This is a genomic window from Acinetobacter sp. 1424608, assembly GCF_000588255.1.
GTDB lineage: Bacteria > Pseudomonadota > Gammaproteobacteria > Pseudomonadales > Moraxellaceae > Acinetobacter > Acinetobacter nosocomialis.
In genome coordinates this window covers 25,602-48,414 of the sequence record NZ_JFXL01000019.1, presented here as the reverse complement: position 1 = coordinate 48,414, position 22,813 = coordinate 25,602, and the positions used below count along the sequence as shown (strand labels likewise).

The window sequence follows — 22,813 nt, the reverse complement described above, 5'->3', positions numbered from 1 at the left end:
GCTAGGCGAGGAAGGCATAAACCTTCCTCATTCTCCATTTCGAGAGTAAAAATATGAAAAATACAGTTAAAGCGTTATTTATTGCTGTTCTTTCTGGCCTAGCAATGGTTAGTTATGCACAAGAAGAAGCAGTATCTCAAAAAAATGTCACATTTCCTAAAGTATCAGATAGCTATCTTAAGCAAGTAAAACGTTATGAGTATGATGACGTTGCGCGCTTAGATTTAGGGCTAAATAAAGACCAGATTCGAGCTCTACTCGGCAATCCACAATTTAGTGAAGGACTTTTTGCAGTAAAAGTCTGGAACTATGTACTAGATATACGTGTACCAAATAGTAATCAATACCAACGTTGCCAGTTACGCATTGATTTTAATAAAAAATATTTGGCTGAACGTTTATCTTGGAAAGGTGAAGCATGTGAAGGGTTGATGGCTTGGGGCGAAAATAATCAGCCTCCTGCAAGTAGTACTGCGGTTAATGGACGTACAGCGAGCGTTTTATTTGCTTTTGATCGATCTGATGCTAGTGCAATACAGCAAGGTTTAAACAATATAGACAACGTTGTCGATCAGATTAAGCAAATCCCATCAACAACACCTATTATTGTTTCTGGATTCGCAGATCCATTAGGTAAATTTAGTTATAACCAAGAGTTATCATCTAAACGAGCGAATACAGTTGCCAAATTACTTGTAAAACAAGGGATAGACCCAAACCGTATTCAAATACAAGCGAATAGCCAGACTGATTTATATCAGCAATGTTCAGGTGGTCATAATTCTCAAGTTATTCAATGTTTAGCCCCGAATAGACGTGTTAATATAAGTTGGTAAACAGCCTGTCACGAAAAAGTAATCATCCCTAGGATGGTTACTTTTTTCGTTTAAAGGGACTAAAAAATTAAAAGAGTATATTTAAAAATATTATTTTTTATAAATTTTATATAAAAATCATCTTTTAAAATTATAAAAGTGCTGTGGCGTGAGTAAACCATCTAATGGTTGATCCCAGCTTTGACGTTCTAAAGTATGTTCAATAAATTGAAATTGATGAGCCAATCCTAAACGATAAGGTTTATGCTTTGCACTTGCTAATGTACGATCATAATAACCACCACCCATACCAATACGTGTTCCGTAGTGATCACAAGCTAAAAGCGGCATAAGTAGCAAATCAAGCTGTGACACATGTCTTCCTCGCGTTGCCATAGGCTCCTTCATACCTAAGGGATGGTGAGAAAAGCGACGATTTAAATACTGGTTTTTATTTATCTTTATCCACACTAAACGTTGGTTCATCGAGCAAATCATTGGTAAATAAACTTGTTTATTCTTTTTAAAACAGAATTTGATAAGAAGATCAGTATGAATTTCACCAAAAGCGTGCAGATATAAACCAATTTTTTTGGATGAATGAAAAATAGGAAGGTAATTTAGGTAGTGTAAAACATTAAGCTGAGCCTTTTTTTGCTCAAATTGGGTTAAAGAACGTCTTTTAGATCTTAAATTTTTTCTAATAAAGCTGAGTTCATTCATGGATAAATCTAACAAAGACTTGAGATGATTCGTGCAAAATTATATCCATTTTTCTTTAGCTTCACCGAACTTTAAACGTTATAAAAACAGTCTAGTTGAATCGAAAATAAAAATAACTGTGTTCCTAAAAAGCCTCTATATAATATTTTTTAGTTTTTTTACGTATTTACAGTATTTATTTACATTTAATCAGGATAAGTATATTTAAAGATGAATATGAAACTTTAAAGTCTATGAAGTTAAAAATTTTATTGATGATGCTATGTGCTGCTTTGCTCAGTGCGTGCACGAAACAGGCAGAATCTGAGGCTCCTCAAGTTGATTACAAGACTCAATTCGAAGAGTCTGATCGAAAAATTGGCGAGTTTTTAGATCAATTAGATAGTCCAAAGACACCGCAAGAAGTTAAAGTTAAAATTTTGTGCCATGATTATCCTGATCTCTACAAAAAGCAATACATGCCTGCATTAATAAAAATTTCGCCTAAGCCTTATACCGAAGAAAAATTACTATCAGATCTGAAAAGCGCAACAGATTACTATAAGGGAAGTTTAGGAATAAAATGTGATAATTAAAGTTTGTTGTTTATCACGTAAAAATTAATAATTGTGAATTGATTGGCATTATTTAGTTGTGCTAAATTTCTTTCTGCTCCTTATTTAAATTTTTCGCTGGACTTAAGATGCAAATATTAAAATTTTTGCAGAGTTTTAATACGGTCGGTAGCTATTTAACACTTGCCTCTATCTTGCTAGCAAACATGCAGAATTACGAAGGGAAATCGTTTTTTAACTAAGTGAAATTTAATAATTAATGCAAGGTAGAGATATGAAATTTAAAATATTATTACTCAGTTTTATTGCCACAGGTTGTTATGCTAACGATAATATAAATGATCCTGATATTTGTAATATCGTAAAAAAAGTCGCTTATAACGTAATGGAAGCAAGGCAAAAAAAAGTACCTGCACAAGATTTACAACAAATTGCTGATGGCCTTACAGAAGAAAAAGCAAAGCAGCTTTATCAAGACTTAATCAACTCAGCTTATGCTGCTAAAGTATTCAAAACAAGCTTCTTTAAACGTAAAGCCATCGAAGATTTTCAGACAGGGTGGTATCAAGAATGCTTACATCGAAATGAGCAATAAATAGCAACAGAAATATATTTAACTTTTAAGTTTAGCTAATGAGCTAGAAAGGCAAAATACTAAAAATAGACTGACAGGTCTGTCTTTAAATTATAATTATATAATAAAATTAATGCTCCGAAGATGCCGCTGCATGTGTCGTTACCCTGAACCCGACGAGTTCAAGGTGGACGCGACGTATACTTGCTGGGTTTCCTACTCTAAGGTAGGCATACACTCTAAATATACAGAACGCAATCCATAAGTTTAAGTATCGGCAGGGGAATAGACCCGCTGGCGAACATCCCAGAGATAGCTTAAGTATAACCGATCTGGTTCCATTGGCAATCATCTGAGTTTATTGAACTGTAAAGTTAGGCTTCATTTGATGAAGCTTTGTACACTAAAAGTATATATAACAATCATGTGGTACATAAGATAGGTCAATACAAAAATGCCCTGCACTATAAATGAATAGAGCAAGGCATTTTTATTGATACAAGTCGATTAAACAGTTTGTTCAACATCTTCCAAAATAGCCTGTAATAGGCGTTCACAGTGTGTATATTCTTGCAAAGATTTATTTAAACTTAACACTTCTTGGGTAAGCTGTAAGGCAACCATAATAACAAGCTTATTGTGCTCAACACGAGGGGCACTACGGCGCATATTGTTGAATCTCTCATTAAGAAGTTCAGCTGCACGTTCAAGCTCATCTTTTTTATCTGATGTTGTTGCAAGTCTAAATGTTTGCTCAATCAGACGAAGCTCTACCATGACTTGTTCACTCATGATTGGGTCTCCTCACCAGCTTCCGCATTTGGGTGAGCAAGTTGCTGAATTTCTTGCGCGTGTTGATCTTGAGCTGTACCTAAAATTGCTAAACGTTGAATAATTGCTTCAACCTTTGCTTTGGCAAGTTCATTTTTTTGTAACAAACGGTCACGGTCTTGCTGCAAGTCGTGTAACTCTTGTTGAGTTTGACGTTGGTGTGACTGAAGTTTTTCTTTGGTAACGCGTAACTCATTACGCTCAGCCAAAATTTCTTGAAAACGATTTTTTAAATCGGTCGTACTTTTTTCTAGGCGGCTGTAACGCTCGGCAAGTGTGTTAGCATCTTGATTCAATTGTTGAAATTGACCTTGTAGCTGAGTGAGTTGCTCAGTTAGTGTCTCAATTTCCTCTTGTTTTTTAGTGATGATGCTATTTTTTTGCACAACTTGTGCGTGGTGCTCTGTTTCAGCCAGTTCTTTAGCTTCCAAGAGAGTAGAATTTTCACTCTCTAGATGATGTAAGCGTGTTTTTAAAACGCCAATATGCGCTTGTAGCCGCTGTAATTGTTCTAACATAACGAGGTCGCACAGAATTGCAATCAAAGGTAATATATACGAAGTATAGAGATTGGATAAACGAATGCAAGACGATATTTCAGGCTGGACAGAATGGAACGCTCATTTTGAAGGAATTGAAGAAATTTCAAGCCCTAGTGAGTTACATGGTTTACTAACAGGTATTGTTTGTGTGACAGAAGCGCCTACGCGTGAAGAATGGACACAAATTTTAACAACTCTTAATGTTCCTGATTTAAATGAAGAAGCTTTAGCGCTTTTAACCGATGAAACAGAAGATGTAGCACATGCGTTGTCGGAAGATGAATTGGATTATTTGCCAATGCTTCCAGACGATGAACATACGCTTCAAGATCGTGTGCAAGCATTATCAGACTGGTGTGCTGGTGTTGTTCTTGGCTTTGGTTTGGCATCAGGCCATGTTCGTGCTGATGAGCGCGAATTAATTGAACATTTGCAAGATGTGGCAGCAGTAGAGTTTGAAGACTCTGATAACGACGAAGAAGGCGAAAGCAGTTACGAAGAATTGTATGAGTTTGTACGCCTTATTCCAGTGAGCTTATCTATTGGTAGAAAGAAAGTAACAGTGGCTGAAAGTTCATTGTTGAAAAACTTTTATGCAAAAAGTAAAACTTCTACTGTAGGCACTCTAGATCAAAATATTGTAGAAATGTTTACACCACATCGCCCAAGTTAATTGAGGCGATGTGTTATTGGCTGTGTTTAATTTTTTGACTTTAAAATTCTAAATCAAGTAGATCATTATGAAATTGCCTCAAGCTGATTTTCAACATCGCAGAAACCGTCTAGCAGAAAAAATGGGCCCAAACAGCATTGCGATTATTGCGACGCGTGAGGAAATGTACCGTAATCGTGATGCGGATTATAAATTCCGTGCCGATAGTAGTTTTTTCTATTTGACGGGTTTTGCAGAGCCTGAGGCAGTTGCTGTCATTGAAACCTTTGATGACGTTACAGACTATAGCTATAGTCTTTTTTGCCGTGAACGTAATCGCGAGATGGAAATCTGGAATGGATATCGTGCGGGAATTGACGGCGCAATTGAAGAATACGAAGCAGATGAAGCTTATGCAATTGATCTGCTTGATGAAGAAATTATTGAAAAATTATTAAATAAAGAGCGTCTTTATTATCGAATCGGACACAATGCTGCATTTGATGCCAGAGTAAGCCAATGGATCAAAAAAGCGAATGCCGAGCATCGTCATGAAGCCGCTCCAGCCCAGTTAGTTCAATTAGATCGCATTATTGATGAAATGCGGTTAATTAAATCACCCCAAGAAATTGAGCTGATGCAAGTTGCCTCAAAAATTAGTGCTAAAGCACATACCCGCGCGATGCAAACTGTTCGCCCTGGCATGATGGAATATGCACTAGAAGCCGAACTCAATTATATATTTGGGCAAAACGGCTGTGTGCCTTCATATAACAGTATTGTTGGTGGTGGGGCTAATGCCTGCATTTTGCACTATGTTGAAAATAACCAACCACTCAAAGATGGTGATTTAGTTTTAATTGATGCTGCTTGTGAATATGAGTTTTATGCATCGGATATTACCCGTACCTTTCCTGTAAATGGAAAATTTAGTGCTGAACAACAAGCATTATATGAGGTGGTATTGGCCTCTCAATATGCAGCGATTGATGCAGTACGTATTGGTAATTCGTACCGTGAGCCTCATGAGGTTGCGGTCAAAATTTTAACGGAAGGCTTAGTTAGTTTAGGTTTGCTCAAAGGTGATGTGAGTGAGCTGATTGAAACTGAAGCTTATCGTCAATTTTATATGCATGGTACAGGCCATTGGTTAGGTATGGATGTACATGATGTTGGTTCTTATAAAAAAGATGACGACTGGCGCCAATATGAAGAGGGTATGGTTGTTACTGTTGAGCCAGGTTTATATATTGCGCCCGACGATGAAACAGTAGATAAAAAATGGCGTGGTATTGGCATTCGTATTGAAGATGATGTAGTCGCAACCTCAAAAGGCCCACGAGTTTTAACGGCCGACGTGGTTAAAGATATTGCAGATATTGAACATTTAATGGCGCAAGCTAAAGCATAATTAAACGTATTCGCCAAAGGAGCAAAACTCGATGCAACAACAAGTGATTATTGTAGGTGGGGGTATGGTGGGTTTAAGTCTTTCCCTCATGCTGGCGAAGGCTAATATCGCGGTAAAGCTATTAGAAGCTGTGAAATACCCAAACTATGATGATCAAAATGTTGCCCCTTACCATTCCAGTTTTGATGCGCGGAATACGGCTTTATCACGTCGTAGTGTACAGATTTATCAGAAGCTAGGGTTATGGGATGCATTACAACAACATGCTACCCCAATTTTGCAGGTTCACATTACTGAGCAAGGCAGTTTTGGTAAAGCACGTTTAGTTGCAGAACAAGAAAAAGTCGAAAGCTTTGGACAAGTCATTGAGAATGCGTGGCTCGGTCGTGTTTTATTAACTCAAGTACGCCAACAACCTTTGATTGAACTGATTGATGGCGTACAAGTAACCGCTTTAACTCAAGACGCTGAACAGGTACATATTGAAGCTCAGCGTGGTGATGAACTTTTAAAGCTTGAGTCAAAATTATTAATTGCAGCAGATGGTCGTGATTCTTTCTGTCGTCAAGCAATTGGTGTGGGTGTTGAGGTCCACGACTATGATCAGGTTGCGATCGTTACGACTGTTCAAACTTCAAAGCCACATGAGCATGTAGGGTTTGAGCGTTTTAGTGCATTAGGGCCTTTAGCTTTATTGCCGTTACCGGGTGAATATCGTCGCTCAGTGGTATGGCCTGTTAAAAAGGGCACTGAAGATGAGTGGTTAGGCGAAGAAAATGACCAACACTTTTTAGATGCCTTGCAAAAAACGTATGGTGATAGAGCGGGTAAATTTGAAAAAACAGGCAAACGCTTTAGCTATCCGCTTTCACAAGTACTTGCGCATAAACAAGCGGTTGGACGCGTTATTTTAATGGGTAATGCAGCGCACACAATCCATCCGGTTGCAGGGCAAGGTTTTAATTTATGTCTGCGTGATGCAGATGTATTGCTTCGTTATTTAGTAAATCAGTTAAGTACATCTGATGATATTGGTAATCCAGATAATTTACTTGCCTATGAACAAGCCCGTTTATCTGACCAACAGCGCGTGATTAAGTTCTGCGATACGGTCGTTCGGGGCTTTAGTAACCAAAACCCATTATTAAAATTAATCCGTAATACGGGATTAATTGCATTTGATGTCATTCCGGGTGTTAAGCCATTGGTAGCCAACTATGCAATGGGGTTAAAAGCATGAGTGAAGTGTTAGATGTCGTCATTGTTGGTGGTGGACTGGTTGGTGGCTTAACTGCTTTATTACTTGCACAAGGTGGAGTACAGGCTACCGTGCTTGATGCTGCCCCTGTACTTGATGTTGAAAAGACATTGAGCGTAATGAATCCACGTGTTTTAGCGCTCAGCCAAGCGACGATTCATTTACTTAAAACAGTCAATGTTTGGGATGATTTAGCACGTCAAATGCCTTATACCGGCATGCAGGTGTGGAACCTAAATGGCTATGGTGAAATTAATTTTGGTCATGAGTCTGTACAAAGACCAATGCCAGAGCAAGCTTTGGGCTCTATGGTTGAGCCAAGTGTATTGAATGTTGTTATTCAACAAAAAATGCTTGAGCAGCTAACAGATTATCGTACTCAAGTCCGTGTGACACGTATTGAGCAAGGTGTTGGGTGTTGGCATATTCAATTGGCAGATGGCACAACACTTAAAACTAAACTGCTTATTGGCGCAGATGGTGCCAATTCATTTGTACGTGAACAAGCCTTTATCGATCTAGACGTACTAGATTACAAGCAAGCAGCGATTAGTTGTGCAATTAAGACTTCTAAGCCTCATCACTATGTTGCTCGTCAAATCTTTTTACCTACAGGGCCTTTGGCATATTTGCCGATGGCGAGCCTTGAAAAAAGTGAAAACGGCTATTGGCAGTCCATTGTCTGGACACTGCCAGATGATTATGCTGATGAATATTCGGCTTTAAGTGATAGCGAGTTTATGCAGCTTTTAACTCGAGAAAGCCAACATATGTTGGGTGAAGTGTTAGATGTTCGTTCAAGAGCACAATTTCCATTGAAAGCGCGCGCTGCAAAACAATACGTTAAAGCTGGCCTAGCCCTAATCGGTGATGCAGCTCATGTGATTCATCCACTTGCTGGACAAGGGGTGAATATTGGTTGTTTAGATGCAGCGGTACTCTGTGATGCACTATTGCATGATTTAGGCCGTGGCGTATGGGCGCATGAACAAACCTTAATGCGTTATGAACACCGCCGTAAAGGACAAAACGATGCGATGATGCATAGTATGTCGGCTATCGGTTGGTTGGAAAGTTCTGAGCTATTTCCATTGATTTGGGCCAGAAATGCCGGACTCAAGCAGGTTGAACAAATTTCACTCTTAAAAGAGCGTTTTATGCAACAAGCAAATGGTTTAGGGGCTTTACAAAACACCCAGTATAGTCGTTAAAATAATTACGAAGTTTATGCTCTACTGGTCTAAATAAATATCAGTAGATATTTTTTAAACAATCATTTATATATCATTACCAAATCGGTCAGAAAAGATACGGATTTGACCAATTTGGCTCTTTGCTAAATGCAAAGAGATTGCTAAATTTCTGAGGTCTCAAAGACCATAGCGATGATGCAATACAAATCATTGTGGGGAGTGTAAATATGACAGATATCAATGATTATGAAGATGCAGAAGATTCTGCTGTAGATGAAGATGAAGCCAAAGCGGCTGAGAGTGGCGCGGCTGACGAAGAAGCAGGCAACTTAACTGATGCTGATCTTGCTGAAGCAGAAACGCTTACCGTAACTGCGAAACAAAAACAGCGCCAAGCATTGGAAGATGAAGTTGCTGCATTTTTAGCTCGTGGTGGGAGAATTACTGAAGTTCCGCCAGATGAACATAGCGACCTTTAATAATAAAAAAGCATCACATGAGTGATGCTTTTTTATTGGCTTTTAGGTTGAGTTAAAGGTTGTTTTGCAGCTCTTTTAAAATGCCGCATTCGTCTACTGTACGGTCGGTCGAGCAATGTTGTTTTAAATCGATGAGTGTTTCTTTTAAAAGTAAAAGTCGTTCAATTTTTTGCGATACTTCAATCAAATATTTATTCACCAAATTATCAATTTCCGTACATGCCTGCTTTGGCTGAGCTTTCATTTCTTTTAATGTTTTAATATCACTTAGAGAAATATCTAATTCGCGACAATGTTTAATAAATAATAGGTCCGCAAGTGTTTGATCTGTGTAAATACGATAATTATTTTCTGAGCGTTGAATACGGTCGAGTACACCTACTTTTTCGTAATAACGAATAGTGTCGATTGGAACATCTGCTTTTTTTGATAATTGGCCAATAGAAAGACTCATAAGACTTGACTCTGGAGCTACTCAAGGGTTTTTAATGACTATAAAAGAGTTCTTGAGGAAATAAAATGGCCGGATGTGGATGTGCTTCAACATGTTCACCTACAAAGAAAGTCAGCCCACGCTTTAAAAAAGCGCTATGGATTGCACTTGTGATTAATGCACTCATGTTTGTAGTTGAAATTGTAGGTGGCTACAAAGCTCAATCTGTTTCATTATGGGCAGATGCATTAGATTTTGCAGGAGATGCAGCAAATTATGCTTTGTCTTTAGTTGTACTCTCGATGAGCCTTTATTGGCGCGCAACTGCAGCTCTTGTTAAGGGTATTACGATGGCCGCTTTTGGTTTCTTCGTCATTGCAAAAGTGGTATGGTCATTTTTTCATGGTGTTTCACCTGAACCGATGGTTATGGGGGCAATTGGGGTGATGGCTTTAATTGCTAACGTTTCCGTTGCTTTAATGCTTTATGCATTTAGAGATGGGGATGCCAATATGCGTTCTGTCTGGCTGTGTAGTCGAAATGACTCTATTGCCAATATTGCTGTAATTTTAGCGGCGGTTGGCGTATTTGGAACAGGCACTGTATTTCCGGATTTATTAGTAGCCTTTGTGATCGCATATTTAGGTGTTTCTTCAGGTTATGCTGTGATTAAGCAATCATTACAAGAAAGAAAACAATCAAAGATAATGTTGGGTTCAGAAGCTTAATTTTAATCGTATAAACAAAAAAGTACCATTTAAGCATGGTACTTTTTTGTTTTTGAATGCGTTAGATGAGAATTGATATTGCAATACTCCACATAACGCAACCAATAATAAAATCTAAAATTTTCCAAGCTTTGGGATTGATAAATAAAGGTTTTAGGAATCTTGCACCATAACCTAAACTGAAAAAGAAAATCCAAGAAGCAAGTATGCTGCCTAAAGCAAAACTAATTTTATCTTCTAGCTGTGTTGCAACCGAACCAATCAGCACAATAGTATCTAAATAAACATGTGGATTGAGCCAAGTAAAGGCCAGACAAGTTACAAGTGCTTGGGTTAAAGTCTGTTTTTGGCTGCTATCAAGCTCCATGCCTTGATTCGTTTTAAACGCGGCATAGAAGGCTTTTGCACCATAGACAAATAAAAACGTTGCTCCTAAATATTTCGCGACTGTAATTAAGATAGGTGATGCTGTCATAATTTCGGCAAAACCTAATACACCGCAAGCAATTAAAATCGAATCCGACAGTGCGCAGATTAAACATAACCAAAATACATATTGCTGTTTGAGCCCTTGTTTTAGAACAAAAGCATTTTGAGCACCAATCGCTACAATTAGGCCGCTACCAATACCTAAACCTTTAAAAAATACACTCAGAGAAAGCATAACCATTAAGTAGAAAAAAATCAGATGCGGGAATTATCTGTCTTTTTATAAAGAAATAAGTAAAATTAAGAATATTTAGGTTTGGCTAAAAATAATTTAGGTTTTATATGTTGGATAGTAAGCAGTGTGAAGCTTTTCTTGCGGTTGCAGAAGTCGGAAGTTTCGATGCAGCAGGAGAACATTTATGTATCACTCCGTCTGCTGTATCACTACGTGTACAAGCACTAGAAAAATATTTAGGGCAGATTTTAATAATACGTGGCCGTCCATGTGTGCTTACACAAGCAGGGCAAACCTTACTCCAGCATTTACGTCATACAAGGCTAATGGAGCAAAATTTATTACAAGGTTTAATGGGGAAGTCCTCTGAATCGGAATTTTATAAAATTGCGTTGGCTTCAAATGCAGATTCATTAGCAACTTGGCTTTTACCCACTATTCAGCAAACATTGTTCAAAGAAAAAATAGTGTTAGAACTAAAAATTGATGATCAATCTCACACACATACTTTGCTAGAAACAGGGCAGGTCAATGCATGTATTACAGCAGAAGAGCAGGTGATGGCGGGTTGCTTAGCTCAGCCTCTTGGTAAAATGCGCTATAAAATGCTCGCCTCGGCTGACTTTGTAAATCGGTGGTTTCGTGGTGGAGTTAACCGAGAAGTTTTAAGAAAAACGCCGGCAGTTATTTTTAACCATAAAGATTTAATGCATTCGGAAGTTTTATTAAAAGGTTACGGTTTACCGATGCAGAGTTATCCTTATAGTTTTATTCCGGCAACAGATGCCTTTGTCAAAGCAATTCAGCTAGGTTTAGGCTATGGAATGGTGCCTGAACTTCAGGTTCAACCCTTGCTCGAAAATGGGACACTTGTTGATATTATGCCTGAGGCTCAACTCGATATTCCTTTATATTGGCATCACTGGAAAAGACAGTCGAAACAACTTGATGTACTGACCGAGACCATTGTTGAATCAGAAAGACATATCTTGAGATAAACTCAAGAACGAGAACGTGCATAAAAGTTTGAAACGTGTTGAATATAAAACTCTATGTCTTGCGCTGAATAACCTAAAAGTTGTCCGATTCTACGGTCTAGTGCTAAGCGATCTTCAAGTTGAGTTTCCTTTATTGATTTTTCAATACATAACACGAGTTCATTCAAATCTGCTAAAGAGGCATCTTTATAGATCAGCATAATTGAAAAAGGTACAGATAAAGACGTCTCAATATCTTTACTGAGTATAGTTAAAGTACCTTGCTCAAGGTGCTTCACAAATTCAGTAGGTAATAAGTCATAAAATAAAGCAATCGATTTATGACCAGACAATAATAATTCTAGTTCTTGCCCTTCATGAGGCCCAAGTTTTCCAAGCTGTTCAGTCATATCAATACTCTTGTTTTTATGATTAATATTATTATGCAAAATTCATGCGCGGGATGGCTTAAAATATTTGCCATCACCGCATTTATTAAAAAATTAAGATTGGGTTAACTCAAGTGCACGTTGATAAGCGACTTTTTTCTTAATACCCGTTAAATCAGCAGCCAGTTGAGATGCTGCTTTAACCGATAAATCTTGAAGTAAGCGCTTTAAAAGTTCATCTAGTTTTTCTTGTTCCAGATCTGTTTTTTCTGGGGCACCGCCAACCACAAGAACAATTTCACCTTTTTCTTGGTTATGGTCATTTTCAATAAAAATAACCAAATCTTTTAAGGTCATTTTCTTGATCGTTTCAAATGTTTTGGTAATTTCACGTGCGAAACCGACAGGACGATTTTCACCAAATACTTCAGTCATATTTTTTACGCATTCTAAAATACGGTGTGGTGCTTCATAGAAAATTAAGGTCTGAGTTTCATTTTTAAGCTTTTCGAGTTGCGAAATACGTTGAGAAGCTTTTGATGGCAAAAAGCCTTCAAAACTAAAACGGTCACTTGGTAAGCCCACAGCACTTAACGCAGCAATTGCAGCACATGCACCTGGTACAGGTACAACCCTAATACCATTTTCTTGAGCAGCACGAACCAGTTTGAAACCTGGATCACTAATAAGTGGTGTGCCTGCATCACTAATCAAAGCAATATTTTCACCAGCAAGTAGCTTTTGAACTAACTGCTCAATTTTATTACTTTCATTATGGTCGTGGCATGCGGTAAGTGGGGTAGATATATTATAGTGTTTGAATAATTGAGCTGACTGGCGTGTATCTTCGGCAGCAACAACAGAAACTGATTTTAAGATATCAATTGCACGGAAAGTCATATCATCTAAGTGCCCGATTGGGGTGGCTACAACAAATAACTGAGCACTCATTTGGTTTTTACTCCGTACAGATAAACAATTTTAATCGGTTAGTGTACCCGAAATTCTGTTTTTGGCGTGAACAATGTCAGTAGGCTTTTTATTTTTCAAAACATTTGCTTTTGATTTACTCAATTCAAAATATAAAAACGCAGAATCGGTATTAAGAGCATTTACATTTAAAAAAGGGGAAACAAAAAAATCATGTTAGTTGCACAGCAGTTGGGCCAATGGGCTGAACAAACAGCACTAAAACTTTTAAAAGAACAAAATTATGAATGGGTCGCCAGTAATTATCATTCACGTCGTGGAGAGGTAGATTTAATTGTAAAACGCGGTAACGAATTGATTTTTGTTGAGGTAAAAGCGCGAGGGCAGGGAAATTATGGTCAAGCTTGTGAAATGGTGACTTTAAGTAAACAGAAAAAAATAATTAAGACGGCGATGAGGTTTTTACAGCGCTACCCATCTTATCAGGATTTTTATTGTCGTTTTGATGTGATTTGTTTTGATTTTCCACAGAAAATTGCAAAAACAGTACAGCAAGACTTTTCGAAATTCCATTATGATCTGCAATGGATCGAAAATGCATTTACTTTGGATTAAGAGTTCATTACTCTTTTGAGCAAATTAAAACCGATGTTTATGATCAAGCCAAGAAGAGATTGATAGGAGTCTGGTGGAGTGTTGAAACGTATTGCTGTAACAGCGCTTTGTGTCGCAAGTTTGTCAGGTTGCGCAAGTTTTATTTCTGGTGGAACAGGTACAGCTCCAGTTGGAACAGATAGTGGTGTACGTAGCTTAGGCCAAGTATTTATTGATTCTTCAATTAAGCGTACAGCGAATATTAACCTCTATAAGCTTGATCAGCGTTTTAAACAATCTCGTATTAACATCGAAAGCTTCCATAGCACAGTATTGTTAACTGGTCAGGTGCCAGACCCATACTTGAAACAGTTGGCAGAAGATAACGTTAAAGCCATGAGTGATGTGAAAGCTGTACATAACTATATTACAGTGGGTAACAAAGTAAGCTATAACACGATCATGCAAGATGCTGGGGTAACCGCAAATACACGTGCTTTATTAATGAAAGCGCCAGTTGTATCGGACAGTAAAGTACTTGTCCATACCGAGGATGGTGTTTTATATGTAATGGGTCGTTTAAACACAGCTGAAATTAATGACTTAAACAATGTGCTGCAAAATGTCGGTAACGTGACTAAGATTGTAACGCTTATTGATAACATTGATTTAGCGCCTGCTCCGGCAGCATCGACTGGCAACACAACAACTACGCCGGTAATTAATAATGTTCTTGCTCAACCAACAGTTCAAACTCCTGTTGCAATTGATCCGGACCAGACAGATCCAGCATCATCTACTGCACAATAAAATATGAACCTGATTGAACAATTACAAAGTAAAATTGAGCAGGCGAGAACTCTTTATAAAGAGTTCCGCCTGTATGATTTGGGGAGCTTTGCTTTAAACCGTTTTACACCAAAAGATGGTTTTGAGCAGGTTTTAAATGTGCGTTATGGCTTAAAGCCTCGCCATCGTCTAGATATTTATCGTTCTACTAAACGCTTAGCTCATCGACCACTCATTGTTTTTGTACACGGTGGTGCTTGGCAACATGGTAATAAACGAGACTATTTATTTATTGGCGAAGCATTTACAAAAGAAGGTTATGACGTTGCTGTCATTAACTATCAACTTGCGCCAAAAAATATTTTTCCAAGTTATGTAGATGACTTAACGCAAGCGTTAAATTATTTGCATCAAAATCAGGAAAAACACGAAATCTCGACTGAGAATGTTGTGCTTATGGGACATTCGGCAGGTGCATTTAATGTAATGTCGGCTGTTTATCACCCTGACTCACCTAAGATTGAATGTTTAGGGAAAATTAAGGCAATAGTCGGATTAGCTGGTCCGTATCATTTTGATTATAAGGGTGATCCGCTTGCTGAAGATGCTTTTGATCAAGGTGTTTCTTATAAAGAGGTGATGCCTTATTATTTTGTAAATCAAAATAATATTAAGCATTATCTACTCATGGCTGAAAATGATCAGCTCGTAAAGCAACATAATACTTTGGATATGGATCAAGCCCTTAGAGAGAAGGGAAATCATAGCCATATTGCTATTATCCCTAAAACTGGCCATATAACGATTTTGGCCAGTCTATCGAGTTTTGTAAGTCACTACTTCAGAACAAAACGAACCATTTTGCACTTTCTTGATGAAGTATTCTAAAACATCTGTTTGAGAGCGCGCAGATTACTTCGCTTGAGTAATCTGCGTAATCATTGCGTGTGCAATACTGCCTTTAAATGGAATTTCAGGAAGCTGATCAAATTTAAAGAATTGTGCATCGGCAATTTCATCTTCCTGCAAAGAAATCTCGCCTGACTCATATTCAGCTTTAAATGCAATCATAAGATTACTTGGAAATGGCCAAGGCTGGCTTGACATATATTGAATATTTTTAAGTTTAAGGCCCACTTCTTCTAAAGCTTCGCGTTGAACAGCTTCTTCAAGAGTTTCGCCAACTTCGACAAAACCTGCAATCAAACCATACATGTTAGTTTTATTGTGAATTGATTTTGCTAATAAGATTTCATCATCACCTTTAGTAATGATAGTAATGATGCATGGGTTTACGCGAGGGTACTGATGATAACCACAAGCAGGGCATACCATTGCATATTCGGTTGAGTGGACTTCGGTAGCGTGTCCACAGTGGCTACAAAATTTGTGATTACGTCGCCATTCGAGCAACTGTACAGCACGACTTGCCTGTAAAAATTGCTCTTTTGACCAGTTGGAAATAAGTTGACGAATTGGAACGAGTTGCAGACCTTCTGGTATAGCTTCTTCACTCAGCAGGTCACGTGCAATGACCTGTTCGTCATGAGTGAAAAGCAGATCACTTGCTAACTTTTCGACTTTGGGTAATTGGAAGTTTTGGTCAACCAATAATTGTTGGTGATGAAAAATATAAGCAAGTGATAATTCAGACATTAAGCTGCCTTTTTTTGAAGTTGTTGACTACTTAGCAATGCTACATCAAACATGGATTGTAGAACAGGCTGTTTATTTTTTAAATTGTCAACTAACATATCTAGTCCAGCTAATACGTTAAAAATACAATGAATCTGGTCATGACTAAAAGGTTGGTTCTGTTCGATTTGCTGCTGTACAAATTTAGCAGTTTCAAGCAAAGCATTTTGTTGAACCGTACTTCCTAAAAATTCAGCCGCGCCAGCCAATTCTTTTAATGAGCCTGCAATCGCTTCAATATTTTGAGTTTGATCGTTGGCATATAAAGTCAAACTTTGGCATACAAAATCGATTAAATTTTTTGTCTCATTTAATAACATTTCATGTGCTTCATCTAAACGATCTAAAGAAATATTAGTGTTGTTCACACGAATTTGTAGACGGTTCGATGAATAATGGCGTACTAAAATACCAATAGCGTTCATAGCAGATAAAATGCTCTTCATGAGCTGCTGAGCATAGTTTTCATTACTCAATATATTGATTTGACTTAAACTGCTGGCTTGTTGGGAAAGCTCTGAAGCAGCTTCATTTAAGTTAAGTAATTTAAAAGTATGAGCAAGTTGCATAAGGCTGCTTTGAAGTTGCTGAGCCTTTTCTGGCGACATGTTTTGGTAGTTATATTCAATATCATTACGAACTTTATTCATTTCGCTTAAGATTAATTGACTGACCGTTTGCATGGTATCAAAGTCTGGTCCATACAAATGTTGGCTCAGTGCTTTAAGTTGAGTGTCGGTGAGAAACTCATGACCAATGTTTAGTTGCCCACGAATTTGCTTTGCGAGGTGATCTTCTTGTCCAATTACAATACTGATGATATCTGCTAATGCAGTTAATTTTGCTTCAAAGCTTTCTGGCGATGCTAAAAATAGGCCTATAGCATTTTCAAGATTAATCAATACACGTAAGCGAGCATCATTTAAAACAAGTTCATCAATATGATTAAAGGCGGAGTTCACTAATTGCCAATATTGTTGGCTTGGTTGACCATGAGCCATACTGATTAAATAGCTACCAACAAGTTTGAATGCCTGAAAGTCTCGAGCACTTTCAGTTTTATTTAAAAACTGATGCAAAGATAATTTATAAAGCTGATGGATAAATTGAGTTTTTTCATTGATGAGCACATCGGGTAACGGTAACTCAAGTGAAGTTGTTGTAAGGTTTGAAGCAATCTGCTGGCCAGATGAGGTTAATGGCTTGTTTAAGGCTTTTTCTAAATTGTTTAGAGTGTCCAAAAGAAACTGAGGGACTTCAACTTCACGTAAACAAATAAACTCAATATAGCGTTTCACCATAGTCGTGCCTTCACTTAGAGCAACAACCTCATCGGTGTTGATGTGTTCGGGCTTAGCCATAATTTTTTGCATCAACTCGGTTGAATATTGAGTGATTTTTGCTAAATAGGGGATATCAATGAGGCGTAATACTTGAGTGCATTGTTTAAATTGTTCTAATGCATCATCAATACCAAAAGGGAGAGCCTGCTCTTCAATTAATGTACTTACAGCACCTTCCACCAGTTTTATTGAGTTATCAATTTCATTCTTGATAATAAGTAACGCTGTTGGATCAAATTGAATCGAATTATGCTCAGACATAAAAATTCCCCTTTGCAAAAAAATCAATTGTTATATTCGTCATGGCTCAATATTTTGAGCTAAAAATCTATACGACTAATATAACTTAACTTGCAAAAGGGGAAACTAAAAAAACATTAGAGAATCAAAAATTTATTTTGCAAAAAGGCAAGGTTCTCCATGTTTTTTCTCAAATTCTTTGACCCAAGTCTCATGTATGTTCAACTCTTCATCTGAAGGGTAAATAACGGGTAAATCAATTTGAATTCTAGCTTTGGTTGTTTTTTGTTGATCACTTTCGCTTTGAGAGAGCGCATCCATATCAAAGGAAACTTGACCACCAGTCATTGCCAGGTAAACATCAGAAAGAATTTCAGCATCGAGTAACGCACCGTGGAAAGTACGGTCACGCGCTGGAATTTCATAACGTCTAACTAAGGCATCAAGTGAGTTTTTCTGTCCAGGATGCTTATTTTTGGCTAAAGCTAAAGTATCGGTAACTTCACAAACTTCTGAAAGAGCAGGTAACCCAACACGTCTAAACTCCATATCTAGGAAGTTCATATCGAAGGTTGCGTTATGAGCGATAATTTCTGCACCCTTTAGATACTCAAATAAAGTATCTGCAATGTCCGCATAGACAGGTTTATCTTTTAAGAAATCATCACTGATACCGTGAATGTTTTCTGACTCACCCACTGGTTTTTCAGGGTTAATATAAATATGAATCGAACTGCCTGTAAGCTTACGGTTAATCATTTCGATTGCGCCGACTTCAATAATACGGTCGCCATCTTGGAAATAAAAACCAGTCGTTTCAGTATCGAGAATGAGCTGACGAGGGCCTTGTAATTTAAGCTTTGCTTCGGTAACAACAATTTGAGGATGAATATTGCTACTTTGTTGCTTTGTTTCTTGCTCTACAGCTTCAATCTCATTTACTTCTTCGTCTAAAGTATTCATCTCAACTTCTTGTGATGGTTCAAGAGCCACATCTTCATCTTCGCTTGTTTCAACCAGATCAAACCCGAAAGGGTCATCTAGCAACCAGTCCTGTTCAGGCTTTTTTATATCTTGCGGTGCAGCGACAGACTGTGGTTGCTTGAGTTCTTGAGCTGTTTTATCTGCACCTAAATTTGCAAGTTGGTCTGCCATTTCATTGCCAGGATGTCCTGCATGGCCTTTAATCCAGTTCCACTCAATATTTCTACCTGCGCAAACAGCATCAAGTTTTTGCCATAGGTCAGGATTTTTAACATCTTTCCAATTTTTCTTTTTCCAGCCATGAATCCATTCTGTAATGCCTTGCTTTACATAATTCGAGTCTGTCCAGACAATTAATTGTGCATCAGGAGGGCAAAAAGAAATTCCTTCAATAGCCGCAGTAAGTTCCATACGGTTATTGGTTGTGTCGGGTTCGCCGCCAAATAATTTATGTTCACCCTGTTCGGTAATGACATATGCACCCCAACCACCTAAACCGGGATTGCCACGACATGCACCATCAACATACAGTGTGATTGTTTGAGACATAAATCGAAACCTAAACTGAAAGAAAAAGAACTGAATATGGTGTATTGTATACGCAAAAAGTTCGGTTCCATCGTTACAAAGCAAGCTTTTTTTAATTTCTTGTAACATTTCCATGCAAATGACATTAAATTATTGCCTTGTCTATCTTGCATGCTTTACTACAATGGCATCGAAGACCTAGGGTTTGTGGGCAGACCCCAAGAAATATTACGCGAGTTGTTTGGAAGTTTTTATGTATAAACCAACCACATTTGTGTGGCAGCCATCTGCAGCATCATTATTCAAAATTACAGTACTTAGCTCTGCTTTAGCTGCGTTGGGTATTACAACAGGCTGTTCTTCGACTCCGCAATCTGCAAAAACCTCGAAAACAAAACAGGTCAGTGGAGCAGGCTATCTTGATGCAAGCAGTCTGGACTCGTTAGAAGATTTACTTTCAGCAACGGATATGCGTGCTGTAGAAGGCGACCGTTTACTTATTTTAAAACACGGTGACGTCTGGAAGCGTATGGCTGTAGGATTCAAAATGGACCTCAATCATTGGGATCCACGCATTGAAGCGCAGCGTAGTTGGTTTATCTCACGTCAGCCCTACCTTGACCGTTTAAGTGCTCGCGCAAGTCGTTATTTATATCATACTGTGAAAGAAGCAGAACGCCGTGGTCTTCCAACCGAACTTGCATTATTACCCGTGATTGAAAGTTCATATGACCCTGCTGCAACAAGTAGTGCAGCAGCAGCGGGCTTATGGCAGTTTATTCCAAGTACTGGTCGTATTTATGGTTTACAACAAACGGGTATGTACGATGGTCGTCGTGATGTTGTTGAATCTACACGAGCTGCGTATGAGTTTTTAGGAAGCTTATATAACCAGTTTGGTTCATGGGAGTTGGCTTTAGCAGCTTATAACGCTGGTCCAGGACGTATTCAACAAGCGATTAACCGAAATCAGGCTGCTGGTCTACCAACGGACTACTGGTCATTAAAACTTCCGCAAGAAACCATGAACTATGTTCCACGTTTCTTGGCAGTTGCTCAAATTATTAAAAATCCGCGTGCTTATGGGGTTTCATTACCGCCGATTGCAAACAGACCCCATTTCCGTGAAGTCACGTTATCTGCACCATTGTCTTTAAATGAAATTGCATCAGTAACTGGTCTTAGCCGTGCTGAGCTATATGCATTAAACCCAGGCTATCGTGGTGAAACAGTAGACCCTGCAAGCCCAATGCGTATTTTAATTCCAGCTGATGTAAGCCCGTCAGTTGATAACAAATTAAAAGCCATGAAAGCTGGTGGTAGCAGTTCAGGTTGGTGGGCAAATGTCACATCTCCATCTAAACCAACTACAACTACCTCAACTTCAGTTACTGTTAAAACTACACCGGCGACGCAGGTTCAGCCTGTAAGACCAACTACACCTACCAAAACAACCGGTAGCTCTGTAACGGTAAAAACTTCTACACCTCGTGGATCTGATGCTTTAGCGGCTTTTGCTGCCTCAGCTGATGTACCGAGTGCACCGCGTATTCCCGTTGCAGTCACACCTGCGACCAATGTAAAACCTGTAAGAACAGAACCACCAATTTCAGCAGTTGAGCGTGAGAAAATTTTAGCGGCAGTTCGTGCTGAAGGTGAGAAGGAAACAGTTGAGCAAGCTTTACAGCCGCAAGCTACACAAGCTGAAAAAGACCAAGTGGTTGCCGAACTAAAAGCAATTGCACCGCAAGGTACCGAAATTGTTGATCCTTATGACGGTAAAATTAAGCTAACTGCGATTCAAACGAGTTTGTCAGTTGCTGAACAGCAAGGTAAAGAGTTAAGTAAAGGCTTTGCTTACCCAAAAACTTTAGCTGAAGATGCAAGTGTTGCGAACTCTGAAGATGGTCAGCGTAATAAAGATAAGCCTTACATTAAAACGGATACTGATGTTGTTGTTGTACAGCCTAAAGGTAAGCGTAGTACCTATACCGTACAACCGGGTGATACATTAGCAATTATTGCAATGAAAAATGGTGTGAACTGGCGCGATGTCGCTAAGTGGAACCAGATTGATCCTGAAAAGACATTATTTGTAGGAACTAGCCTGTATTTGTATGATGCTAAACCGCAAGAGGTTGAATCTACTGCAAAATCGGCAGCTAAACCTGATGTATATGTTGTTCAAACAAATGACAGCTTAACGGGAGTGGCAAATCAATTTAATTTGTCTGTGAAACAGCTTGCTGAATACAACGATTTATCGGTAAGCGATGGTCTATTTGTTGGCCAAAAGTTGCATTTAAAAGAGCCTAAAGGCAACCGTACTTCTGCTAAAGCAGAACAACCTAAAGCAGTTCAGGCAAGTACACGTCGTATTGCAACAAAAAGCTATACAGTTAAACGCGGCGAATATTTGAAGTTAATTGCAGATCGTTACGCATTATCTAACCAAGAATTAGCAGAGCTAACGCCAGGATTGTCGGCTGGTAGTAACTTAATGGTTGGTCAGAAAATCAATGTACCTGCAAAAGAAGTTACTGTCGATGAAGTTGATGATAACAAAGCTTCTGGTAAATATGAAAAACTTGCAGCAGGACCGTCGTATAAGACTGAAAGCTATAAAGTGCAGCGTGGTGATACATTATCAAGTATCGCGACCAAGTCTAAAATTAGCCTAGCTGAACTTGCTGAACTAAATAACTTAAAAGCCAATAGCCATGTGCAGCTTGGTCAAAACTTAAAAGTACCTGCTGGTGTAAGTGTTCCAGATCACTATGTTGTTCAATCTGGCGATAGCTTGCATGCGATTGCAGCTAAATATAACTTACAAACCAGTTATTTGGCTGATTTAAATGGTTTATCTCGCACAGCAGGTGTTCGTGCTGGTCAGCGTTTAAAATTGACAGGTGAGGTTGAAACGCCGAACAAGGCGACGACTAAAAATACCAAAGAAGAAACGCCAGAGACTTATACGGTCAAATCTGGTGATAGCTTAGGGAATATCGCCAACCGCTATCATTTGCAGTTAGATTACCTTGCCTCATTGAATGGTTTATCTCGTAACAGTAATGTTCGTGTTGGTCAACGTTTAAAATTAACAGGTGATGTGCCACCACTAGAAACAGCAAAAGTTGATACGGCGAAATCAGCAGCTAAACCTGTTGCAGCCGGAAAAAATACTGAAAAGTATACGGTTAAAGCTGGCGAGTCGTTACATACGATTGCAAGCCGTGCAGGTATTTCAGTTCGTGAACTTGCTGAAATGAATGCATTAAAAGCAAATGCAAACTTACAGCGCGGACAAAATATTGTAATTCCAAAAACTGTTGTGGAATACAAAGTTAAACGTGGTGATACTTTAATTGGTCTTGCAAGTAAATATGGTTTAGAAACTACTTTACTGGCGGAACTCAATAACTTAACACCGTCGACTCAATTACGTATTGGCGATATTATTAAAGTGCCTAATTTATAGAATAATTAG

General features: G+C 38.4%; 25 protein-coding genes and 1 other RNA gene. 15 read left to right on the top strand and 11 right to left on the bottom strand.

The genetic code is table 11. The features are described from left to right. Window positions 1-53 precede the first annotated feature (53 nt). Window positions 54-836, top strand: coding sequence for a trimeric autotransporter adhesin/peptidogylcan-associated protein TpgA (gene tpgA / locus J678_RS19455; protein ID WP_017392683.1), 783 nt, complete (start codon window positions 54-56; stop codon window positions 834-836). Between the two features lie 117 nt (window positions 837-953). Here tpgA and J678_RS19450 read toward each other — a convergent pair whose 3' ends face one another. Then, window positions 954-1,538 carry a 5-formyltetrahydrofolate cyclo-ligase gene (locus tag J678_RS19450; protein WP_017392682.1) on the bottom strand — a complete coding sequence of 195 codons (585 nt, stop codon included), beginning with the start codon at window positions 1,536-1,538 and terminating at the stop codon, window positions 954-956. A gap of 233 nt (window positions 1,539-1,771) precedes the next feature. Between J678_RS19450 and J678_RS19445 the strand changes: the two genes are divergently transcribed. The 3 genes from J678_RS19445 (at window position 1,772) to J678_RS19440 (ending at window position 2,687) form a co-directional block, all read left to right on the top strand. Continuing rightward, the gene (locus tag J678_RS19445; protein ID WP_004710011.1) at window positions 1,772-2,113 is read left to right on the top strand and encodes a hypothetical protein; all 342 of its coding nucleotides are present in this window, start codon (window positions 1,772-1,774) and stop codon (window positions 2,111-2,113) included. Between the two features lie 107 nt (window positions 2,114-2,220). After that, window positions 2,221-2,334, top strand: coding sequence for a hypothetical protein (locus J678_RS23915; RefSeq protein ID WP_099143572.1), 114 nt, complete (start codon window positions 2,221-2,223; stop codon window positions 2,332-2,334). Between the two features lie 32 nt (window positions 2,335-2,366). Then, the gene (locus tag J678_RS19440) at window positions 2,367-2,687 is read left to right on the top strand and encodes a hypothetical protein (RefSeq protein WP_004710010.1); all 321 of its coding nucleotides are present in this window, start codon (window positions 2,367-2,369) and stop codon (window positions 2,685-2,687) included. A gap of 110 nt (window positions 2,688-2,797) precedes the next feature. Here the strand turns inward: J678_RS19440 and ssrS are convergent. From ssrS to J678_RS19430, 3 genes are all read right to left on the bottom strand, one after another. Continuing rightward, a non-coding RNA gene (gene ssrS / locus J678_RS22815) (6S RNA) lies at window positions 2,798-2,982 on the bottom strand. Window positions 2,983-3,173: 191 nt separating this feature from the next. Next, on the bottom strand, window positions 3,174-3,458 hold the full coding sequence (locus tag J678_RS19435; protein ID WP_017392681.1) for a cell division protein ZapA: 285 nt from the start codon (window positions 3,456-3,458) through the stop codon (window positions 3,174-3,176). After that, window positions 3,455-4,015: a hypothetical protein gene (locus tag J678_RS19430; protein ID WP_004710008.1), complete on the bottom strand. Its 561-nt coding sequence runs from the start codon at window positions 4,013-4,015 to the stop codon at window positions 3,455-3,457. The genes J678_RS19435 and J678_RS19430 overlap by 4 nt, the downstream gene beginning before the upstream one ends. Window positions 4,016-4,079: 64 nt before the next feature. Here J678_RS19430 and J678_RS19425 point away from each other — a divergent pair, with 64 nt between their 5' ends. The 5 genes from J678_RS19425 to J678_RS19405 all read left to right on the top strand — a co-directional run bounded on the left by J678_RS19425 (window position 4,080) and on the right by J678_RS19405 (window position 9,032). After that, window positions 4,080-4,712, top strand: coding sequence for a UPF0149 family protein (locus tag J678_RS19425; RefSeq protein WP_002049531.1), 633 nt, complete (start codon window positions 4,080-4,082; stop codon window positions 4,710-4,712). A gap of 67 nt (window positions 4,713-4,779) precedes the next feature. Further along, entirely contained in the window at window positions 4,780-6,102 is a 1,323-nt protein-coding gene (gene pepP / locus J678_RS19420; RefSeq protein ID WP_017392680.1) for a Xaa-Pro aminopeptidase, read from the top strand. Window positions 6,103-6,133: 31 nt separating this feature from the next. Beyond that, window positions 6,134-7,342: a 2-octaprenyl-6-methoxyphenyl hydroxylase gene (gene ubiH, locus J678_RS19415; protein ID WP_017392679.1), complete on the top strand. Its 1,209-nt coding sequence runs from the start codon at window positions 6,134-6,136 to the stop codon at window positions 7,340-7,342. After that, complete coding sequence (locus tag J678_RS19410; protein ID WP_017392678.1) at window positions 7,339-8,571, top strand: FAD-dependent monooxygenase; 1,233 nt, start codon at window positions 7,339-7,341, stop codon at window positions 8,569-8,571. The genes ubiH and J678_RS19410 overlap by 4 nt, the downstream gene beginning before the upstream one ends. 209 nt (window positions 8,572-8,780) lie before the next feature. Beyond that, window positions 8,781-9,032, top strand: coding sequence for a hypothetical protein (locus tag J678_RS19405; RefSeq protein WP_002049530.1), 252 nt, complete (start codon window positions 8,781-8,783; stop codon window positions 9,030-9,032). A 52-nt stretch (window positions 9,033-9,084) separates the two neighbouring features. Here the strand turns inward: J678_RS19405 and J678_RS19400 are convergent, their stop codons facing one another. After that, window positions 9,085-9,486, bottom strand: coding sequence for a MerR family transcriptional regulator (locus tag J678_RS19400; RefSeq protein WP_017392677.1), 402 nt, complete (start codon window positions 9,484-9,486; stop codon window positions 9,085-9,087). A gap of 65 nt (window positions 9,487-9,551) precedes the next feature. On the opposite strand from J678_RS19400, the gene J678_RS19395 reads away from it, so the two are divergent. Beyond that, window positions 9,552-10,193 carry a cation transporter gene (locus J678_RS19395; RefSeq protein WP_017392676.1) on the top strand — a complete coding sequence of 214 codons (642 nt, stop codon included), beginning with the start codon at window positions 9,552-9,554 and terminating at the stop codon, window positions 10,191-10,193. A 61-nt stretch (window positions 10,194-10,254) separates the two neighbouring features. Here the strand turns inward: J678_RS19395 and J678_RS19390 are convergent, their stop codons facing one another. Then, window positions 10,255-10,857 (bottom strand): LysE/ArgO family amino acid transporter, encoded by a 603-nt coding sequence (locus J678_RS19390; RefSeq protein ID WP_004709994.1) that lies wholly within the window; start codon window positions 10,855-10,857, stop codon window positions 10,255-10,257. A gap of 107 nt (window positions 10,858-10,964) precedes the next feature. Between J678_RS19390 and J678_RS19385 the strand changes: the two genes are divergently transcribed. Next, window positions 10,965-11,855: a LysR family transcriptional regulator ArgP gene (locus tag J678_RS19385; RefSeq protein ID WP_032027453.1), complete on the top strand. Its 891-nt coding sequence runs from the start codon at window positions 10,965-10,967 to the stop codon at window positions 11,853-11,855. Between the two features lie 2 nt (window positions 11,856-11,857). Here J678_RS19385 and J678_RS19380 read toward each other — a convergent pair whose 3' ends face one another. Further along, entirely contained in the window at window positions 11,858-12,244 is a 387-nt protein-coding gene (locus tag J678_RS19380; protein ID WP_017392674.1) for a hypothetical protein, read from the bottom strand. Window positions 12,245-12,337: 93 nt separating this feature from the next. Then, on the bottom strand, window positions 12,338-13,174 hold the full coding sequence (gene rsmI, locus J678_RS19375; protein WP_017392673.1) for a 16S rRNA (cytidine(1402)-2'-O)-methyltransferase: 837 nt from the start codon (window positions 13,172-13,174) through the stop codon (window positions 12,338-12,340). Window positions 13,175-13,366: 192 nt separating this feature from the next. Between rsmI and J678_RS19370 the strand changes: the two genes are divergently transcribed. The 3 genes from J678_RS19370 to J678_RS19360 all read left to right on the top strand — a co-directional run bounded on the left by J678_RS19370 (window position 13,367) and on the right by J678_RS19360 (window position 15,424). Beyond that, window positions 13,367-13,768 carry a YraN family protein gene (locus J678_RS19370; protein ID WP_000959396.1) on the top strand — a complete coding sequence of 134 codons (402 nt, stop codon included), beginning with the start codon at window positions 13,367-13,369 and terminating at the stop codon, window positions 13,766-13,768. A gap of 78 nt (window positions 13,769-13,846) precedes the next feature. Next, the gene (locus tag J678_RS19365) at window positions 13,847-14,557 is read left to right on the top strand and encodes a BON domain-containing protein (protein WP_004709989.1); all 711 of its coding nucleotides are present in this window, start codon (window positions 13,847-13,849) and stop codon (window positions 14,555-14,557) included. Window positions 14,558-14,560: 3 nt separating this feature from the next. After that, window positions 14,561-15,424, top strand: a complete 864-nt coding sequence (locus J678_RS19360) for an alpha/beta hydrolase (protein ID WP_017392672.1) — start codon at window positions 14,561-14,563, stop codon at window positions 15,422-15,424. Between the two features lie 24 nt (window positions 15,425-15,448). Here the strand turns inward: J678_RS19360 and nudC are convergent, their stop codons facing one another. From nudC to dnaQ, 3 genes are all read right to left on the bottom strand, one after another. Then, window positions 15,449-16,192 (bottom strand): NAD(+) diphosphatase, encoded by a 744-nt coding sequence (nudC, locus tag J678_RS19355; protein WP_017392671.1) that lies wholly within the window; start codon window positions 16,190-16,192, stop codon window positions 15,449-15,451. Continuing rightward, window positions 16,192-17,835: a hypothetical protein gene (locus tag J678_RS19350; RefSeq protein WP_017392670.1), complete on the bottom strand. Its 1,644-nt coding sequence runs from the start codon at window positions 17,833-17,835 to the stop codon at window positions 16,192-16,194. The genes nudC and J678_RS19350 overlap by 1 nt, the downstream gene beginning before the upstream one ends. A gap of 132 nt (window positions 17,836-17,967) precedes the next feature. Continuing rightward, the gene (gene dnaQ / locus J678_RS19345; protein WP_002049538.1) at window positions 17,968-19,347 is read right to left on the bottom strand and encodes a DNA polymerase III subunit epsilon; all 1,380 of its coding nucleotides are present in this window, start codon (window positions 19,345-19,347) and stop codon (window positions 17,968-17,970) included. Between the two features lie 232 nt (window positions 19,348-19,579). Between dnaQ and J678_RS19340 the strand changes: the two genes are divergently transcribed. Beyond that, window positions 19,580-22,804: a lytic transglycosylase gene (locus J678_RS19340; protein WP_017392669.1), complete on the top strand. Its 3,225-nt coding sequence runs from the start codon at window positions 19,580-19,582 to the stop codon at window positions 22,802-22,804. The last annotated feature ends 9 nt before the right edge of the window (window positions 22,805-22,813 follow it).

Excerpts from the sequence above, each read along its gene's own strand:
- tpgA (WP_017392683.1), top strand. The coding sequence starts at position 54 with ATGAAAAATACAGTTAAAGCGTTATTTATTGCTGTTCTTTCTGGCCTA.
- J678_RS19450 (WP_017392682.1), bottom strand. The coding sequence starts at position 1,538 with ATGAATGAACTCAGCTTTATTAGAAAAAATTTAAGATCTAAAAGACGT.
- J678_RS19445 (WP_004710011.1), top strand. The coding sequence starts at position 1,772 with ATGAAGTTAAAAATTTTATTGATGATGCTATGTGCTGCTTTGCTCAGT.
- J678_RS23915 (WP_099143572.1), top strand. The coding sequence starts at position 2,221 with ATGCAAATATTAAAATTTTTGCAGAGTTTTAATACGGTCGGTAGCTAT.
- J678_RS19440 (WP_004710010.1), top strand. The coding sequence starts at position 2,367 with ATGAAATTTAAAATATTATTACTCAGTTTTATTGCCACAGGTTGTTAT.
- J678_RS19435 (WP_017392681.1), bottom strand. The coding sequence starts at position 3,458 with ATGAGTGAACAAGTCATGGTAGAGCTTCGTCTGATTGAGCAAACATTT.
- J678_RS19430 (WP_004710008.1), bottom strand. The coding sequence starts at position 4,015 with ATGTTAGAACAATTACAGCGGCTACAAGCGCATATTGGCGTTTTAAAA.
- J678_RS19425 (WP_002049531.1), top strand. The coding sequence starts at position 4,080 with ATGCAAGACGATATTTCAGGCTGGACAGAATGGAACGCTCATTTTGAA.
- pepP (WP_017392680.1), top strand. The coding sequence starts at position 4,780 with ATGAAATTGCCTCAAGCTGATTTTCAACATCGCAGAAACCGTCTAGCA.
- ubiH (WP_017392679.1), top strand. The coding sequence starts at position 6,134 with ATGCAACAACAAGTGATTATTGTAGGTGGGGGTATGGTGGGTTTAAGT.
- J678_RS19410 (WP_017392678.1), top strand. The coding sequence starts at position 7,339 with ATGAGTGAAGTGTTAGATGTCGTCATTGTTGGTGGTGGACTGGTTGGT.
- J678_RS19405 (WP_002049530.1), top strand. The coding sequence starts at position 8,781 with ATGACAGATATCAATGATTATGAAGATGCAGAAGATTCTGCTGTAGAT.
- J678_RS19400 (WP_017392677.1), bottom strand. The coding sequence starts at position 9,486 with ATGAGTCTTTCTATTGGCCAATTATCAAAAAAAGCAGATGTTCCAATC.
- J678_RS19395 (WP_017392676.1), top strand. The coding sequence starts at position 9,552 with ATGGCCGGATGTGGATGTGCTTCAACATGTTCACCTACAAAGAAAGTC.
- J678_RS19390 (WP_004709994.1), bottom strand. The coding sequence starts at position 10,857 with ATGCTTTCTCTGAGTGTATTTTTTAAAGGTTTAGGTATTGGTAGCGGC.
- J678_RS19385 (WP_032027453.1), top strand. The coding sequence starts at position 10,965 with ATGTTGGATAGTAAGCAGTGTGAAGCTTTTCTTGCGGTTGCAGAAGTC.
- J678_RS19380 (WP_017392674.1), bottom strand. The coding sequence starts at position 12,244 with ATGACTGAACAGCTTGGAAAACTTGGGCCTCATGAAGGGCAAGAACTA.
- rsmI (WP_017392673.1), bottom strand. The coding sequence starts at position 13,174 with ATGAGTGCTCAGTTATTTGTTGTAGCCACCCCAATCGGGCACTTAGAT.
- J678_RS19370 (WP_000959396.1), top strand. The coding sequence starts at position 13,367 with ATGTTAGTTGCACAGCAGTTGGGCCAATGGGCTGAACAAACAGCACTA.
- J678_RS19360 (WP_017392672.1), top strand. The coding sequence starts at position 14,561 with ATGAACCTGATTGAACAATTACAAAGTAAAATTGAGCAGGCGAGAACT.
- nudC (WP_017392671.1), bottom strand. The coding sequence starts at position 16,192 with ATGTCTGAATTATCACTTGCTTATATTTTTCATCACCAACAATTATTG.
- J678_RS19350 (WP_017392670.1), bottom strand. The coding sequence starts at position 17,835 with ATGTCTGAGCATAATTCGATTCAATTTGATCCAACAGCGTTACTTATT.
- dnaQ (WP_002049538.1), bottom strand. The coding sequence starts at position 19,347 with ATGTCTCAAACAATCACACTGTATGTTGATGGTGCATGTCGTGGCAAT.
- J678_RS19340 (WP_017392669.1), top strand. The coding sequence starts at position 19,580 with ATGTATAAACCAACCACATTTGTGTGGCAGCCATCTGCAGCATCATTA.